Here is a 15667-nt window from a genome sequence, read left to right as displayed (position 1 = left end):
GCAGGTGGCGGTGGACTGGCGGGGGCGGGAGGAGGTGTCGGGGCAGGAGCAGGAGCGTCGTCCACGGACACACCGTGGTCGGTCACCAGCGCGGCGAACCCGCCCGCGTAACCCTGCCCGACGGCTCGCACCTTCCAGCTTCCCTGTCGGCGGTAGATCTCCAGCGCGATCACGATCGACTCCGAGCTCAAACCGTCGATCGTGTACTCGTACAGCACATTTCCGCCTGCGTCGCTCACTCGCGCGACGGGAGCGGCGGATCGACCGAAGTTGCTCGACGCGTCGTCGAGGGTGATGACGGCGCGGATCTGCTCGATGTCGGCGGGAACTGCAGCGAGCGATACGGCGAGCCGGGCCGGGCCGCCCTGGCCGGGCTCGAGGCGCACGCCGGGGCCGGTGGGCTGGTTGAAGAACACGAAATCGGCGTCGGTGCGTACTTTTCCGGCGTCGGTGACCAGCAGCGCAGACAGGTCCGCAGGTACGGCCAATGCGATGGAGACGACGACGTCACCGACGGTGAGGGGGCCGTTCTGACCCTTGGACAACGGTTGACCGGCCGGAGCAGACAATGTGGTGGACTCTCTCTCGAAGTGCTGGTTACCGTCATCCAATGTACTTGTTCGATTTGTCCGACTGGTGTGGCTGCGATTCGGTGGCGGTCAGATCCGGCGGAGCGTGAACAGGTCGCCCGGTGTGCAGCCGAGGACGCGACAGACGGCGGTGAGTGTCGAGAATCGGATGGCCTTGGCGCGGTCGTTCTTGAGCACCGACAGATTGACGACGCTGACCCCGGCGAGACGCGAGAGCTCGGCGAGCGTCATGCCGCGGGCGTCGAGAATCTCGCCCAGATGGCAGACGACGAGGTGGTCGACGAATTCCTCCGCCATCAGACCAAACCATCGGCATCGCGCGCGAGCTTGGTGCCTTGGGTGATGGCGGCGTAGACGAACTGCAGGAAGGTCGACACGGCGATTGCGATCCAGAGACCGGTGACAGGCCGCGCAGTGTCGATGGTCGTGCTCAGCTCGAGCGCACCGACGACGCTGTTGGTGCCGAGCATGTTCATGAACCCAGTGATGATGGGGTACGCGAGAATGCACACACCGATCAGCACGACGTCGGTGCGCGCGGCGTTGGTGAAGGGATTCCCCGCGATCACGCGGTTGCAGAAGCGGTAGAAGAACAGCAGACCCACCAGGATGATGACCAGACCGACGACGGTTGCGCCGTAGCGCATCACGTCGATGAAGCTCAGCAGCCGCGTGATCTCGGCCTTCGGAACACTGAGCTCGACCGAGTTTCCCGGTTGCAACTGGCCCCCGAACAACTCGACGGGCGGTGTGTTCGATTCGGGTTCGACCGTGGCGACGACGTAGTCCGAGGAGTGGTATTTCCACATTTTCCAGCCGGACCAGCCCACGGCCAGTGCCGCATAGAACACCATCGACCATTTGTTCGTCCGCATCGAGCTCAGTCCGTATGCCATCCCGCCGCCTCCATATCGATAATCGATAACAACGAATATCGATAACCTATCGCTTATCGATAGGGTGTCAAGGGCCGGCCGTGTTCACCGCCTCAGAGCAGCCGCCACATGTCGCTCGATTTCCGACGCCAGGCCGGCGGTATCGGCAGGCGCAATGTCGATCGTCTGTGCGGAGTGCACGATGTACCGGCCGTCCTGCTCGAAGTCCATCCAGAAGAACGAGACGGCATCGGTGTCGCGGCGGTTGTCGTAGGTCTTGCCACGCGCGACGATGATCTCGCCGACTGCAGACCGTGGGCGGTCGAAGAACGACCGGAACTGCTCGTCCGCCGTCGCACCCCGGGTCGCGGTGGACAGATGCGACCCGCCCGAAGTCGCTGCAGCAGTAGCGCGTTCGAGTCGCTCGGCCGGTCGGTGGCCGGCAGCAACAGTGGGTACGGATCCGAGAGCTACGGCGGGGGCATGGGCCGGGTCGGTCAGTTCGATGGTGACGGCACCGCCGGAGGAGGCGTCGGGCCCCGGCTCCTGGATGAGTACCGCGGCCGTGTCGTGACGAATCGCTGCGTGGCTGCGGACGATTCCGTAGTGGGAATCGGTTGTCTCGCCTCGACATTCGATACGAACGATCGGGTCGACGATGGTCCGAACAGCTGCGCCGAGCTTCTCGTCCATCATCGCGTCGATCCTCGCCGACGCCTCCCGCCGCAGTTGTCGGAGTTCGTCCACGGTCTCGACGTCGATGGTGACCACCAGGGGATACGGCAGTCGGTCGCGTCCGAATCGACTGCACAGCAGCATGAAGTCGATACCGGGCATGGTCCAGCTCGTCATCGTCAGCCGCCGAGTACCGGAGGTGCAACCAGAGGCAGATCGCCGATCAATTCGCTGCCGTTGCTCACGTCGACGAGGTAACCGGGAGTTGCGTGTTCGCCGTCGTTGTCGCCGGCACCGCGCGCACCGCCCATGGCACCCATTCCCGGCATGCCGTGCGCTCCCGCGCGCCCGGCCGCCGCAGCTGCGCTGCCGGGACCACCGGTACCGCCTGCCCCGCCGCCCGCCCCGCCACCGATCGGAGGGCCGAGAACCGATCCGCCGTAACCCGATCCGGCACCGGAACTGCCTCCGGATCCGACTCCGTATCCCGCACCGCCGCCGTAGCCCGAACCATTGGATCCGGCGAAGCCGCTGCCGCCCGTTCCTGTTCCGCCGTAGCCGCCGCCGGGACCCGCGCCGACCCCGGAACCCGTACCACCGCCGGAAGCACCCGGCCCGGTAGCCGCTGCGGCACGTGTTTCACCGGAGTTGTCGGCCGGAGGCAGGGAACCCGAACCGCTCGACCCGGGCTGCTCCGACGCAGCAGTACCGCTCCGACCCGCTTCGGCAGCCTCGGCGGAGCCGGCCTGCGCCTGTGTTGCAGCCGTCCGGGCCGCCGAATCTCCTCCGTCCGCGCCGGTGGTGCCGGAGGTCGAGCCGATACCTCCGCCCCCGGCGGAGGTGCCGAGTCCCCAGCCTCCACTGGAACCGCCACCGTCAGCGACCGGGTCGTGCGCTGCCGGTAGCACGGGGACCTGGGAATCGGACTGCAATACCCCTGGTACGTAGACCGAGCGCATGATTCGGCGTGCTTCTTCCTGCTGCTCCTCTCGGGCCGACACTGCGTCCTTCGCGGCGAAGGGAATGGGCAGAAGGGCATCGATCATGCTGCTTCCGGGCGCAACCACCGGTGGCATCCGCGACTGTGTCTGCGTGAAGCCGGAGTGAGCCTCGAGCAATTTGTTGCTGATCAAGCTCATCGAGGTGGACAGCGCGGTCGCGGACGAGACGTAGTTGCCCACACCGCCGCGGACGGCGTCGGCTGTCGGTCCCGACCAGCCCGACGTCATGGCCGCCTCGATGCCGGAACGGAAGCCGTCGGATCCGGTGGTTGCGGCAGCGGACAAGTCGTTCCAGTTCTTGGACGAGTTCACGATGGTGGCGGTTCCCAGCGATTCGACCATGGTCACGATCTGCTCGTGCGGCATCACCTCGAACGCCTCGGTGATGACCACTTCGGTCGGCTCGAACTCGCCGCGGTAGTCGAGGGCCACGTTCGCCTTCTCGAATGCCGCGTCCAGAACGGAGTCGAGAAATTCGGGACCCACCGGCGTCACGAACGTACTGGTGACGATCTTGTCGATCGTCGCTGCGAGTTCCTCGTACGGATCCGTCATACCCACCCCTTGCCCCGCGTCTGTCTCCCCGACGAACAGTTAGACGCGGCGCACGGCGGTTCGGTTCCGCAGCCACTCGAGGATTTCCTCGGTGGCCCGGACGCCGGAGGAGTCGGTGACGGTCAACCCGGGCCGGGTGAAGCCGAGCAGCTCCAGTTCACCGTGCCGCGGACGGATCGCGGCGTCGGCCGCGATGAGCATCTCGGCGTCGAGCGCCCCGTCACCGGCGGCGAAGACTCGGGCATCGGCGTCGAGGGTGCCGTCCTGAATCAGCCTGGCCCGAACCTCGGCCACCGCAGAGCTCTTGCACACCGCGTTGGGCATCGTGTAGATCTTGCGCCCCTGTTGCGAGACGTTCCAGTCCCGAGCGGCGCACCACTGCGACCACTCCGCGACGAAGCCCTCGGACACAGCGGCCGTGTTCACCACCAGGTAGCAGAACAGGCCGTCGGCCTCGCGGTACTTGAGGACCCAGTCCTCGGAGACCCGCGATCTCAACTCTGCACCGATGCCCGCCAGATCCAACGCGAACCCGTTGCGCCAATGCATGTCCGGCTCACCGTCGACGAGGATGTTGCCGCCGTTGCTGGTGATGGCGTATCGCCAGGGTGCGCCGGGCAGCGCGATCCGTCGAAACTGTTCGATGGTTCGCGTGGTGGTCGGCACCACGATCACGGTCTCGCTCAACTCTCGAAGGAGTGCAACCGAGCGAGAGCTCATGTAGGACAGTGGCTTTCCCTCGTACATCTCCACGCACTCGCACGAATCGTCCAGGGGGACACCGAGTGCGCCCTCGGAGAAGATCATCGTACGGTCGAGATCCACCGCGACGAGAGAGCTCACGACGCGTCCGCGTTCGAGACGTTCTTGATCAGCCCCATGCAGGAGTAGGCGAGGTCGGGAACCACGTCCACCGGTACTCCCCTGGCCGCGGCGAGCATCCGAATGTGTTCGTGCTCGGGCGCATCGGCGTCCCGCACCAGCACCCGCCACGGGACACGGCGCAGCAGCACCCGAGTGGTCTCACCGACGCCGGGTTTGACGAAATTGACGTGCGAGATGCCGTACTCCTCGCGGACCTTCTCCACCGATGCCCATCCCGTCCAGGTGGGGGTTCGGTCGGAGGCGAGCACGGCGGTCACCGAGGCGGCGACCTCCTCCCGGACGTCATCGAAACGTGCAGCGACGGTGTCGAGCAGGTGACGCGAGACGTCGTCGGGCGCGAGATCGGCGTAGTACTTCGCGCCGTGGAAGTCACCGGGGCGAATCAGTTCGTCGTTGAGCACGGTACGTGAAACCAGACCCGACACAGTCGAATTGAGGCAGGCCGACGCGATCAGGAAGTCGTCACGGGTGCCGTACGTGCGCGCACAGTTGCCCGGATCGGCGAGCACGGCGAGGTCGTCGTCGAACTCGGCTCCGGGGAAGTCGCGGAGTGCGGCGGTGAGTTCGCGGGCGATCGCACCCTTGCCGGTCCAGCCGTCGACGAACACCACCGAGCGTGAGTCGTGGTGCTCGGCAAGGTAGCGCAGTGCGACGGCGTCGATACCTCGATCGCGCACGATCGAGACGGCGTAGTGCGGAATTTCGATGCCGTGGGCTGCGAAGGCCCAGCGGCGCATCAGGATTCCGACGGGGGTGCCCGCGCGGGCCAGCGAGGCGAGTGCGATGTCGTGGCCGCGCTCGGCCAGCACGACCTCGGTGACGGTTCCGACCGCGACCGCCAGCCGCGATGCACTGTCCTGCAGCACTTTCTCGAACAGTTCGCGGTAGGCGAGATCCGGTTGGTACTCGACCGGGAGCGATTCGGCGTAGTGGGCGTCGCCGGCCTGAATGCGCTTCTCCCGCTCTTCGATTGCTGCTTCGAGCGAGACCGACGAGAGGTCCTTGAGCAGCCAGGTGACTTCGTCCGCTGCGTAGGAGCCGAACTCGGGTCCGCGGAGTGGTTGTGCCCGCCGCGAGACTTCGAGTGCCACCGGGTCGGCTCCGGTCACGACCACGAGGAGTACGTCTGTGCCCGACGCGGCGAGAGTCTCGGCGGCTGCCGCGAGGGCGTCGGTGTCGGCGGGGGCGTCGGCGACGAGCACCAGTGTCGCCTCGTGCGGCCCGGACGCGTTGTAGAGGTAGCGCAGTCCCGATTCGTCCTCGGGCGCGGCGAATTCGAAGCCGCGGCGCAGGGGGTAGTCGGGCACGTCGAGAACGTATGCCGGTGACCGGGTGGTGGTCTGGAACAGGGCACGGTGTCCCCGCTTCTGCAGTGCCGCCGCGAGTCGAAGCGGCAGATACATCAGCTCCTCGTGGCCGATGACGACCACCGGTGCCGATTCGGGGAGCGCTGCAGCGACCGTGGCCGACAGATCGTCGATCGCGGAGTCGAAACCTGCCGCGTCGGATCGGAGGAATCCGTGGCGGCCGCCGTCGGGCAGGGTCGCCGGCCAGTGGGCGTCGACTCGACGAACCGAACCGGGCTGTGCAGCAGTGGGATTGAACACCGGATCGGGTAGGTCCAGCACCGTCTCCACCAGACCCTGCTCCAGCTCGACCGATCCCTGCGCCAGGCTCACGTTGTCGATTCGAACGCCGAGTTCCGTTGCCACCGCAGCGGCAGCAGCGAGATGCTCGGCGGTGCGCATGTCCACCAGGGATGCGATGACGTAGTGCGCGCGCTCGGCCGACGCGTGAATCTGTCGCAACGCATCCAACGCGGTCGCTCCGGTCGAGATCTCGTCGTCGACGAGTATCAACGGCAGGTCGCCGGCGAGAAGGTCGGCCGAGGTGGGCATCAGCAGGTGGTCGGTGGCGTGCGAGTGACCCTCCTCGAACTCGCCGTGCACGGTCATGCCGGGAACGGGGCGACGCGTCGAGTGCAGGTAGCAGTGTGCACCCAGAGCCGTCGCAACCGTATGGCCCAATCCCGTTGCCGTTTCTGCGAATCCGAGAACGTCGACATCGGAACCGTTCACCGCGGTGCGCACCAGAGCGGCCAGTTCGTTGCCGGCGGCGATCACGACGTCCGGGTCGACGGGTATGTGTTTGCCGAGCACTGTCGAGACCAGCAGGTGGGCGCGGCGGGGGTTGCGACGCAGACCGGGACGCACCAATTGTGTTGCCGTCCAGGACGACGACGAGCCGGTGTCGGTGAGCACGATGCCGTCGGCCGGATTCGCGTTCATCGCTGTGCCAGTGCGGTCAGTAGATCCACGAACGTGATCCCCTCGTTGGTGACGCCGAACGCCTTGGCGCGCACCATCGTCTGCTTCGCCCAATTGCGGTGCGGGCCCAGTTCGTTCATCTTGTTGCGGTAGCCGGATGCCTGGACGCCGCCCTGGTCGGACGAGAGAATGTCGAGTGCGTCGTGGTACTCCTCGTGCGTCACTGCGGACAGTGCGTGCACCGCAGGCACGTGCGAGGGGTGGATGACGGTCTTGCCCTGAATGCCGTTCGCACGGTCGAGTGCCACCTCGCGCAGGAGGGCGTCGAGGTCGCTGCTGACCAATTGCTGGCGGAAGCGTACGGCCTCTTGATCGACGAACGGCGTCTGACGCAGCAGGGGACGGAACATGCGTTCGTGGTCTGCGAAGTACTCCCACACCGGTCCGGTGATGACGAATCCCGATCCGTCGTACCGGCCCAGGTGATTGACGATCGCGCTGATGACGTCGGCGACGACGCGGACGTCGTAGATCGTCAGGTCGCGGTCGCGGCGGATGCCGAAGGTGCCGCACATGTCGGTCGCGCCGATGCGCACCGCCAGCACGATGTCGCGGTAGCGGCCGAGTAGTTCGCGAATGGCAACGAGTTCCGCGTCGCGCGTCTCCCGGTGCACCACTTCCGTGGATTCGAGGACGGGCATGGCGAACAGACGGGTGCCGTGTGCCTTCGAGGCGGCGACGATCTCGTCGAGGGACTCGGCTCCGCGTGCTGCCGTGAACTTCGGTACGACGAATCCCGCGAGCCCGGCGGCACCGTGGTCGAGGCCGGCGCAGATGCTGCGGATGTGCGCGGCGGTACGAGCCCGAACGAACACGAGCGATCTCGAACCCGAGAGTTCGTTGAGAGTTCGCACGGTGTTGGCCAGCGCTTCTTCCAGATTATGGTCCGCCACAGCGTCTTCGAGATCGATGACGATGGACCGCACCCCCTCGTCGGTGCGTTTGTTCACCGTCGCGGTCAGGTCGGGACGCGTCGCCGGGATGTACAGCGTTGCGCCGAGAGCCGTTGCCACGAGGTCGTTTCCGTCGCTCGTCTCGATGTCTTCCGGCTGCAGGAAGAACACTCGGTCACGGGTGTCTGCGTCGAGATGGCGAAAGTGTTGCACCACTGTCCTTCGTGTGAATGTGATCAGTGCGAGGTACGCATGCGGTCGATCACGCCTGCGATGAAGTCCGAAATGGTATCCAGATCCTGCAGATATGACCAGTAGTCGGGATGGGTACCCGTCAGCGCCGTGCTCGCCCTGTCGATCCGGGCGAGCTGAGCATCCAACACCGAGCCCCATTCGGCAACCAGACCGCGATTGATCGCGAGTTGTTGAGCGTCACGAAGTTTGAACCGCACTTTGTTCTCGGTCTCTTTCGGATCGGCCTTGACCGCGCGCAGTAGCCGAACTCGGTCGGTGACCGCGTCGACCAGTTGTTCGGCATCGCTCAGGTGTTGGCGCGCCTGGGTCACCAGATCCAGTGCGTGTTCGGGATTGCCCGCACCGAGTGCCGAACGCGCCGCGCTCAGATCCTCGTCGGCCTGCTCGATGTGACGCGCACTCGACCGTTCGTTTCGAGACAGGTCTGCCGAGCTCTTGGCGTTGAACTCCCGAAGCAGACTCGAGAATGCCGGGGCAATGCCCTCGGATCTCGTTCGCACGGCTTCGATTCGGGTGCGCACCGAGGCCAGTGCCGTCTTGGCCTCCTGAAGGCGTCCCGGGGCCGAGTCCACGGCAGCCCGCAGCGCGGCGGCCCGGTCACGGACCAGGGCGGCATGCTCTCGGGCACGCAGGGGGTCACGCTGGTCGGCCTGCAATTGCGTTGTTGCCGAATCGAGTTCGCGCCACGCCTGCCGGAGTGATGGGTAGCCGGCAAACTGTTCGTCGACGGTGGATCGGGCTGCGTCGGCCTCGGCCAAGGCGTCCTGGACCAGGCGCGGGGTGGCGGCGAACTGAGCGGAGGCCTGCTCGAGGGTGCCTCGATGAGCGTCGTAGAACCGGTCCACGGCAGTGCTGGCATCGTGCAGAAGCGCGGTCGCTCGGTCGAAGGCCGATCTGGCGGCCGGGGTGGTGATTCCGTCGAACTGCTCGACGGCAGCGAGGTAGGCGGCTCCGGCGTCGAAACACTGCTTCTCGGTGTCGGTCCATCGGCCGGCGAGTCGATCCTGGGGGCGCAGTGCGGTGGAGGCCTCGACGCCCGCCGAGGCGATGGACTGACGCTTGTCCATGTCGAGAAACGCGGCGACAGCGTTGTCCTGGGAACGACGCGCGGCGGCGTCCGCTTCGGCACCCCGGCGGAACACCCCAGGCCAGCGACTTGTCACCTGTTCGATAGTACTGACGGGAACCCTGGCGATGTCGTACTCGTTGGCGGAGTACGTCCAAGAACCGGACATTCCCACTACGGTTGAACCCGTAACGGGAAACCAATTGCGAAAGGACCTCTCCATGGGCGTCAGCCTCAGCAAGGGTGGCAATGTCTCGCTCACCAAGGCAGCTCCGAACCTGACCGCGGTTGTGGTCGGTCTCGGATGGGACATCCGCACGACGACCGGCACCGACTTCGATCTCGACGCCAGCGCCATCGCTCTGAACTCGACGAAGAAGGCCCTGAGCGACGGGCACTTCGTGTTCTTCAACAACCTGAAGTCTCCCGACGGCTCCATCGAGCACACCGGCGACAACACCACGGGTGAGGGCGACGGAGACGACGAGCAGATCAAGGTCGATCTCGCCGCTGTGCCGCCGGAGATCGAGACCATCACTTTCCCCGTATCGATCTACGATGCGGACGCACGCTCGCAGTCGTTCGGTCAGGTGCGCAACGCGTTCATCCGCGTCATCAACCAGGCCGACAACTCCGAGCTCGCTCGCTACGACCTCAGCGAGGATGCCTCCACCGAGACCGCGATGGTCTTCGGTGAGCTGTACCGCAACGGCGCGGAGTGGAAGTTCCGCGCAGTCGGTCAGGGCTACGCGTCCGGACTCGCAGGAATCGCACGCGATTTCGGAGTAAACGTGTAGTAAAGACCCTCTCAAGATTGGGAGTACCCCCGCCTCGTCATTCATGATGGGCGGGGGTTTTTCCGTCTTTAGTCTCGAGAAGGGCCACGACTGTGGTTGTGAAGATCTTCGGATGGTCGATCGCGGTCACCATCGTGTCCGTCATCGTGGCATTCCTGTACGGCGGGATCGAGGCGATGATCCTCGTTCTCATCCTCGGTGTGCTCGAGGTGTCGCTGTCCTTCGACAATGCCGTCATCAATGCCACCGTGCTGCGACGCATGAGCGAGTTCTGGCAGAAGATCTTCCTCACCATCGGCATCATCATCGCTGTGTTCGGTATGCGGCTGCTGTTCCCGCTGGTCATCGTCTGGGCTGCGTCGGGCCTCGGTCCGGTCGCCGCCATCGATCTGGCGCTGAACCCGCCGGCAGACGGCGCCGCGACCTTCCCGGACGGTTCTCCCAGCTACGAAACACTCCTCACCGACGCGCATCCGCAGATCGCTGCATTCGGCGGCATGTTCCTGCTCATGCTCTTCCTCGGCTTCATCTTCGAGGACCGCGACATCACCTGGCTGAGCTGGCTCGAGAAGCCCCTCGCTCGCATCGGCCGCCTCGATCAGCTGTCCGTGGTCGTCGCAGGCCTGCTGCTGGTACTGAGCGCCGAATTCCTCGCCGACGACGACAAGATCTCCACCGTCATGGTCTCCGGTGTGCTCGGCATGATCACGTACATCGCGGTCAACGGACTCGGTGAGCTCTTCCACGTCGAAGAAGAGGGCGAGGAGTCCTCGAACGGTCCGAGCGAATTGGCGAAGGCGACCGGTAAGGCCGGGTTCTTCCTGTTCCTCTACCTCGAGGTTCTCGACGCGTCCTTCTCGTTCGACGGTGTCATCGGTGCCTTCGCCATCACCGCGGACCCCATCATCATCGCGCTCGGCCTCGGCTTCATCGGCGCGATGTTCGTCCGCTCGATCACGGTCTTCCTGGTTCGCAAGGGAACGTTGTCCGACTACGTGTACCTCGAGCACGGTGCGCACTGGGCGATCGGTGCGTTGTCCATCATCCTGCTGGTCTCGATCGGTGTGCACATCAACGAGCTGATCACCGGTTTCGTGGGAATCCTGTTCATCGGAGCCGCTCTGCTGAGCAGCATCCGACGGAACAAGCGTCTCGAGAAGGAAGGCGTGGAGACCGCCGTCAGCGTCTGACCGGCGGTCTCACAGCTCCGAGATATCCACCAGTCCGTCTTGGAGGGCCCGTGCCACCAGGCCTGCCTTGGTCGGTGCCGGGCGCCCGACAGAGGTGTACTTGGCCCGAATGCGGGTGAGGTGGGTGTTGACGGTGCCGAGTGAGAGAAACAGTGCTTTCGCCACTTCGGTCTTCGAATCGTGTCGAATCCAGCAGAGCAGGACCTCGATCTCGCGGTCGGTCAGATCCGGTCGGGGCGGGAACGGGCTCGCGGCGGCGGGAACGGGGTGTATCTGCATGGGGGGCGGAACCAGGCTGATGGGGCCACGTGAGCGAAGCGGTGCCGGGAGCGATGAGCCGCTCTCGGAGGGCATGGGGTCGAGCAGAGCGGACATCAGATCTCCCGGGCGCCGAAGTGGGTTGAGACCAACTAAACCAATGAGAACGATTCTCACAGGTAATGCGCAGGTTTTCTGCCCTGACTATTAGGGGCATTGAACCGTCAACCATGCGTTTCCCTCGTGCCGAGACTGTGGGATGAACCACAGCAGGGCCGCCGTCGTCGAGTCAATCCTGCGGAGGTAGCTCGGGCATCGGGAGCCAGCCGTCCTCGACCGCTCGCTTGTACAGATCGGTTTTCGTCGGTGCCGGACGCCCCGCCTCGGCGTATTTGTTGCGGATCCGAACCAGATAGTCGTTGACGGTCTGCTCGGACAGTCCGGCCAGGCGGGCGACGCGTCCGGCCTTCTCGCCCGACGCGTAGAGGGCGAGTACCTCGCGCTGACGTGGACTGAGTCCGACGTCGGGGAGCTGCGGATCGCCGTCGATCGCGGCAGCCCAGTCCGTCGTCACGACCTGCCCGCCGCTCGCTGCGCGTCGGATCGCGGAGACGATCGCCGCTGCGGGTGCGGACTTTCGGACCACGCCCAGCACGCCTGCACGGGCTGCCGAGCGAACCAGGAAGGCGTTCTCGGCACCGGTGTAGACGAGGACGCGCGCGCCTGCGGCGTGCAACTGCTCCACGTTCGAGCGGGGTGACGAACCGTCACCGAGACGAAGGTCGAGCACGACCAGATCGAATGTCTGCTGCTGGGCGAGCAACTCAGCGACCGTGGCGGCGGTGGACACCAGTTCCAGATCGGGTTCGTCCGCGAGCATTGCCTTGAGTCCGAGCGCTACCGATTCGTGGTCCTCGACGAGGCCGACGCGTCGTACTTCGGTGATCTGCTCCCCGGTGTTCCCCTGCGATCGTGACGCCTGCGTCATGTCCCCGCCCCACTGTGCGCCTTACTGCCCCGATGATGTCGTCAACGATGTCGATGCCGGCGGGCGAGACGTTACCGACTCGGAGTCGGTTTCGTCGTTCGACGGAATCCGCGCGTGCGCTCGGATGAACAAGACGAACAGCACGATCAGCAGCAGCGCTCGTCCCCACACCCCGACGAGAACGAAGAACTCCTCGTCGTTGGCATCGGCACCCGAGGCCAACGCGGCGAAGTACTTGAAGACGCCGATTCCCATCGACAGATCGACGAGCAGATACGCGGCGACGAGTCCCCACGGGACGCGAAGCAGCACCAGGAAGGGCAGCAGCCACAGCGTGTACTGCGGCGAGTGCACCTTGTGCAGCAGCATGAACCCGCACAGCATCGATCCGCTCACCGCGACCCACGGGTACGTCCCGTCGACCTTTGCGCGACGCCAGCCGAGCCACAGCGCAAGAGCGAACGCGGCGAACACCAGCAGCGGCGACGCGACGTCGACCACGTCCTGGAAGGATGCGTCGGCCTCGGCATAGGCATCGGGAGTCATCTGGTCGCTGATGTAGAAGTGGCGCAGACCCCAGTACCAGATGGAGTTGGTCGTCAGGTCTGCCTGCCGCAGCGACTGGAACGTGAAGGATGCGCGCCACCCCTCGTACCCGAGCACTGCGAACGGCAGATTCACTGCGACGACGGTGCCGATCGCAGCGCCGGCAACCATCAGGCCGCCGCGGATGTCCCAGCGACCTTCGGCGGTGCCGGCGGACTCGCGCCCGTCGATGCCGCCGGTGACCACGTACGCGATCAGGGGCAACACGAATGCTCCCGGATAGAGCTTGAGGCAGAAGCCGACGGCCAGCAGCACCGACGCGAGAATCGCTCTGCGCCGCAGTGGCATCGGCAGCGTCATGACGAAGATCGCGCCGACGGCGGTGGCCACGACGGGAAGCTCCCAGTTGTGGAAGGCGTACATCACCAGCGGCGGTCCGATCGACCACAGCAGGGCGGACCAGCCCGCCATTCGGCCGAGCATCCAGGCGGTGAGCAGACCGAACGGCGCAAGAATCAACGCCGAGGTCAACAGGAACTGTGCATCGGTGTGGGCGGGAATGGCTCCGAGCCACATCAGCAACCCGCTGAGGACGGGGTACTCCACCGTCCCGCCCGTGAGGATCCCGTCGCTGGTGATGGCCCCGTGGATGTAGGGAAAGATGTGATTGTCGATGTCTCGGCCGAGCCACAGGAACTGGATGTCGGAGTAGCAGACCGAGGAATCCTTGATGGCGTCGAACGCCGTGCTGCGACCGGAGGCGTCGAACGGCGCGACCGCGCATCGGGCCTTGTTCAGATACCCCAGAATCAATCCCACCGCAGCCATCGCGACGACCACGACGACCGTCATCGGATTGGCGCGGACCCCGGATCGCATGGTGCAAGACTATGACGCGCGAACGCCGGACCGTGCGCCCGACGCGAATTAGCAGGTCAGGGCCCTGTCGTGTATCTTCGAGGGGTTGCTGACGCAACGACCCTCCTGCCACGGATAGTCCGTGGCCGTTTTCACTAGTCCACAGGAGGTGATGAGGTCTTATGCGTCATTACGAATTGATGGTCATTCTCGACCCCAATCTGGACGAGCGCACTGTCGCTCCGTCGCTCGATACGTTCCTCAACGTCGTTCGCAAGGATGGCGGCACCGTCGACAAGGTCGATGTGTGGGGCAAGCGTCGTCTGGCCTACGAAATCCTCAAGCATGCCGAGGGCATCTACGCCGTTGTGAACCTCAACGCCGAGCCTGCCACCGTCAGCGAGCTGGATCGTCAGCTCGGACTCAACGAGTCCGTTCTGCGTACGAAGGTCCTGCGACAGGGCAAGTAATTGTCGTTGCCCGCCTCTAGGCTGGCATCTACAACGACGCTTACTACTGAAAGAGGAACCATGGCAGGCGAGACCGTCATCACCGTCATCGGAAACTTGACGGCTGATCCAGAACTTCGATTCACCCCCGCCGGTGCGGCGGTTGCCAACTTCACGGTTGCATCGACCCCGCGCACATTCGATCGTCAGACGAACGAGTGGAAAGACGGCGACGCGCTCTTCATGCGCTGCAACATCTGGCGCGAGGCAGCGGAGAACGTTGCCGAGAGCTTGACCCGAGGCTCGCGAGTGATCGTGAGCGGACGGCTGCGGCAGCGCTCGTACGAGACGCGTGAAGGTGAGAAGCGGACAGTCGTCGAGCTCGAAGTCGACGAGATCGGACCTTCACTTCGCTACGCCACCGCAAAGGTCAACAAGGCCAATCGCGGTGGAGGTGGCGGCGGAGGCGGCTTCAACTCCGGCTCCGGCTCCGGTTCCTCCGGCGGATCGGGCGGCGGCCGCTCGAACTCCTCGTCCAACTCCGGTTCCGGTGGAGACGATCCCTGGGGCAGTGCCCCGGCGGCGTCGGGCTCCTTCGGCGGACGTGGCGGAGACGAAGAGCCACCGTTCTAGATCCTTCGATCGAGAACAACCAGATGTAACGGAGAAAGACCCATGCCCAAACCGCCATTGCGCGACAAGGTGCTCAAGAAGAAAGCGTGTTCCTTCTGCAAGGAAAAGAACACGTCGATCGATTACAAGGACACGACGTTGCTGCGTAAGTACGTCAGCGATCGCGGAAAGATCCGCGCTCGCCGTGTCACCGGCAACTGCGTCCAGCATCAGCGTGACGTGGCCGTTGCCGTGAAGAACTCGCGTGAGGTAGCACTGCTGCCTTACGCCGCGACGGCTCGATAGAAAGGGGCGATTGGTATGAAACTGATCCTCACCGCTGATGTGGACAACCTCGGTGCGCCTGGCGACACCGTAGAGGTCAAGGACGGCTACGGCCGTAACTTCCTGCTGCCCCGCGGACTGGCCATCCAGGCCACCCGTGGAGCTCAGAAGCAGGTCGACGGCATCCGCCGCGCTCAGGAAGCTCGTGCCGTCCGCGGCCTCGAGCACGCCAACGAGCTCAAGCAGGCCATCGAAGGCCTCGAGGCCGTCACGCTCTCCGTGAAGACCGCGGGCGACTCGGGCAAGCTGTTCGGCTCGGTCACCGCGTCGGACGTCGCTTCTGCTCTGAAGGCTGCCGGTGGCCCGGTCGTCGACAAGCGCAGCATCGATCTGCCGAAGGCTCACGTCAAGAGCACGGGCAAGCACGACATCGTCGTGAACCTGCACCCCGACGTGACCGCCAAGTTCAAGCTGGAGGTCGTCGGAAGCTGATTTCAGCTTTCGGCCCGTTACGGCACCGGAAAGCCCCACGAACCAAGGGTTCGTGGGGCTTTTTCGTGTC

Annotated in this window: 18 protein-coding genes; 6 read left to right on the top strand and 12 right to left on the bottom strand. The window is 65.0% G+C overall.

Going from position 1 to position 15667, the window contains the following annotated elements:
• The 9 genes from CH302_RS10410 to CH302_RS10370 all read right to left on the bottom strand — a co-directional run.
• On the bottom strand, positions 1–569 hold a 569-nt coding region (locus tag CH302_RS10410), incomplete at its 3' end, for a TerD family protein (protein WP_255137893.1).
• A gap of 90 nt (positions 570–659) precedes the next feature.
• Entirely contained in the window at positions 660–887 is a 228-nt protein-coding gene (locus CH302_RS10405) for a helix-turn-helix domain-containing protein (RefSeq protein ID WP_037195221.1), read from the bottom strand.
• Positions 887–1486, bottom strand: coding sequence for a hypothetical protein (locus CH302_RS10400; RefSeq protein WP_230596482.1), 600 nt, complete (start codon positions 1484–1486; stop codon positions 887–889). The genes CH302_RS10405 and CH302_RS10400 overlap by 1 nt, the downstream gene beginning before the upstream one ends.
• An 84-nt stretch (positions 1487–1570) precedes the next feature.
• Positions 1571–2302 carry an ESX secretion-associated protein EspG gene (locus CH302_RS10395; RefSeq protein WP_176460682.1) on the bottom strand — a complete coding sequence of 244 codons (732 nt, stop codon included), beginning with the start codon at positions 2300–2302 and terminating at the stop codon, positions 1571–1573.
• Between the two features lie 17 nt (positions 2303–2319).
• Positions 2320–3696, bottom strand: a complete 1377-nt coding sequence (locus tag CH302_RS10390) for a PPE domain-containing protein (RefSeq protein WP_037195217.1) — start codon at positions 3694–3696, stop codon at positions 2320–2322.
• Positions 3697–3735: 39 nt separating this feature from the next.
• A complete protein-coding gene (locus CH302_RS10385; protein ID WP_037195214.1) occupies positions 3736–4539 on the bottom strand; it encodes a hypothetical protein in 804 nt (267 codons plus the stop codon).
• Positions 4536–6869, bottom strand: a complete 2334-nt coding sequence (locus CH302_RS10380; protein WP_082323846.1) for a phosphoribosyltransferase — start codon at positions 6867–6869, stop codon at positions 4536–4538. Before CH302_RS10380 ends, CH302_RS10385 begins: the two co-directional genes overlap by 4 nt.
• Positions 6866–8014, bottom strand: a complete 1149-nt coding sequence (locus CH302_RS10375; RefSeq protein ID WP_037195640.1) for an HpcH/HpaI aldolase/citrate lyase family protein — start codon at positions 8012–8014, stop codon at positions 6866–6868. Before CH302_RS10375 ends, CH302_RS10380 begins: the two co-directional genes overlap by 4 nt.
• 23 nt (positions 8015–8037) lie before the next feature.
• Positions 8038–9123 carry a hypothetical protein gene (locus CH302_RS10370; RefSeq protein ID WP_037195637.1) on the bottom strand — a complete coding sequence of 362 codons (1086 nt, stop codon included), beginning with the start codon at positions 9121–9123 and terminating at the stop codon, positions 8038–8040.
• 220 nt (positions 9124–9343) lie between these two features.
• Between CH302_RS10370 and CH302_RS10365 the strand changes: the two genes are divergently transcribed.
• Both CH302_RS10365 and CH302_RS10360 read left to right on the top strand, forming a co-directional pair.
• The gene (locus CH302_RS10365; protein WP_027495074.1) at positions 9344–9919 is read left to right on the top strand and encodes a TerD family protein; all 576 of its coding nucleotides are present in this window, start codon (positions 9344–9346) and stop codon (positions 9917–9919) included.
• 92 nt (positions 9920–10011) lie between these two features.
• Complete coding sequence (locus CH302_RS10360; protein ID WP_037195213.1) at positions 10012–11109, top strand: DUF475 domain-containing protein; 1098 nt, start codon at positions 10012–10014, stop codon at positions 11107–11109.
• A 9-nt stretch (positions 11110–11118) separates the two neighbouring features.
• Here CH302_RS10360 and CH302_RS10355 read toward each other — a convergent pair whose 3' ends face one another.
• The 3 genes from CH302_RS10355 to CH302_RS10345 all read right to left on the bottom strand — a co-directional run bounded on the left by CH302_RS10355 (position 11119) and on the right by CH302_RS10345 (position 13753).
• Positions 11119–11484, bottom strand: coding sequence for a helix-turn-helix transcriptional regulator (locus tag CH302_RS10355; protein WP_037195211.1), 366 nt, complete (start codon positions 11482–11484; stop codon positions 11119–11121).
• 172 nt (positions 11485–11656) lie between these two features.
• Positions 11657–12355 (bottom strand): response regulator transcription factor, encoded by a 699-nt coding sequence (locus CH302_RS10350; RefSeq protein ID WP_037195209.1) that lies wholly within the window; start codon positions 12353–12355, stop codon positions 11657–11659.
• A gap of 21 nt (positions 12356–12376) precedes the next feature.
• Positions 12377–13753 carry a glycosyltransferase family 87 protein gene (locus tag CH302_RS10345; RefSeq protein ID WP_037195634.1) on the bottom strand — a complete coding sequence of 459 codons (1377 nt, stop codon included), beginning with the start codon at positions 13751–13753 and terminating at the stop codon, positions 12377–12379.
• A gap of 188 nt (positions 13754–13941) precedes the next feature.
• Here CH302_RS10345 and rpsF point away from each other — a divergent pair, with 188 nt between their 5' ends.
• Genes rpsF through rplI form a run of 4 tightly spaced genes read left to right on the top strand, consistent with a single transcriptional unit; the run spans position 13942 to position 15597 of the window.
• Entirely contained in the window at positions 13942–14229 is a 288-nt protein-coding gene (gene rpsF / locus CH302_RS10340; RefSeq protein ID WP_008711385.1) for a 30S ribosomal protein S6, read from the top strand.
• A gap of 60 nt (positions 14230–14289) precedes the next feature.
• Complete coding sequence (locus tag CH302_RS10335; protein WP_037195207.1) at positions 14290–14841, top strand: single-stranded DNA-binding protein; 552 nt, start codon at positions 14290–14292, stop codon at positions 14839–14841.
• Positions 14842–14883: 42 nt separating this feature from the next.
• A complete protein-coding gene (gene rpsR / locus CH302_RS10330; RefSeq protein ID WP_032396926.1) occupies positions 14884–15126 on the top strand; it encodes a 30S ribosomal protein S18 in 243 nt (80 codons plus the stop codon).
• Between the two features lie 15 nt (positions 15127–15141).
• Positions 15142–15597, top strand: a complete 456-nt coding sequence (gene rplI, locus CH302_RS10325) for a 50S ribosomal protein L9 (RefSeq protein WP_032378698.1) — start codon at positions 15142–15144, stop codon at positions 15595–15597.
• The last annotated feature ends 70 nt before the right edge of the window (positions 15598–15667 follow it).

Origin of the sequence: Rhodococcus sp. 15-2388-1-1a (assembly GCF_002259145.1) — a bacterium.
Classification (GTDB): Bacteria; Actinomycetota; Actinomycetes; order Mycobacteriales; family Mycobacteriaceae; genus Rhodococcoides.
This window is presented reverse-complemented; position numbering and strand designations above follow the sequence as displayed.